The sequence below is a fragment of the Streptomyces sp. NPDC031274 genome (assembly GCF_055570235.1).
In genome coordinates, this window is record NZ_JBVIHP010000525.1 from 1 (window position 1) to 1,005 (window position 1,005).

A 1,005-nucleotide genomic window follows, 5' to 3' on the forward strand; every position below is an offset into this window, starting at 1 on the left:
CCCTCCAAGGGTTCCACTGTTCTGCCACAGAGACGCCCTGCCGCCGTGACGCCCTGTCATCTTCCACGAGCTCGGCCAACCAGGTACATTATTTTGCATAGTTCAGGGAACTTCATTTAATTGAGTGGAAAAGAGGCGGGCATGGCGGTCACATCAAGCGGACAAGGGCGCCCCCGCTCCCCCTTGCAAGGAAAGACCGAAGAAGAGAGCCAAGTCGCCGCCCTTCTCAGGGAACAGGCGGACCGGGCGGGAATGACCCTCCAGGACATCATCGACCGCCTCACCCCTGACATGCTCGGCGGCCGTCCGGTCCCGCGCATCACCACCATGTCGAAGCGGTTCGCCGGCATCGGCCTGGATGTCAACGGAACACTCGTGGAGGCAGTTCTCAAGCTGTGCGCACCAGCAGACGATGCCGCTGAGCTGTGTGAACGGGCAACGGCGCTACTGGCTCGGGCTGCGGAGGCGAGACGTCGCGAGCGTGCCGACCACGAGCCCGTCGGCGGCAGAGGCGAGTCGGCGGCAGAACTGGCCCACTTGAGGCAACGCCTCACGGAGGCCCAGAAGGCGCTGGATGCCGAACGGCGGAGCCGCCGCCAGGGGGAGCTCGTCACGGCCATGCTGCTGGGGCTTCTCACCGGGCCTTCGGCAACCCCCATCACTCACCAACCGCCCGCCGACGGGCCAAGCCCGGCCGACCTGAGTCAGCGCCTTGCGGGCCTGGAGCAGCAGGTGACGTCTCTTCACGAACGCCTGCTGGAGGTCGGATCCACCGTACCGGCCTCTCGTCCGGCACCCGAGGCACGGCCGGTGGACCGCACGATGACGGACGGGCCCACGACCGGCAAACTGCCGCCGGATCGCAGAGCGCCACTCGCCTCGGAAGTTCACGGGGCAGCCGACCCAGATGCACAAGTCGAGTCGATCGCAGTCGAGTTGACCCGATTGGACCCCGATGGATCCCGCACCGCGCACGCCGTGCGCGCCGCCCTCGACCAGGCCATC

The 1,005-nt window shown here is 66.9% G+C and carries 1 protein-coding gene; it reads left to right on the top strand.

The window, feature by feature from the left end:
* Positions 1-141: 141 nt before the first annotated feature.
* A partial coding sequence (locus ACZ5CR_RS47680) for a hypothetical protein (protein ID WP_468870341.1) occupies positions 142-1,005 on the top strand: 864 nt, incomplete at its 3' end.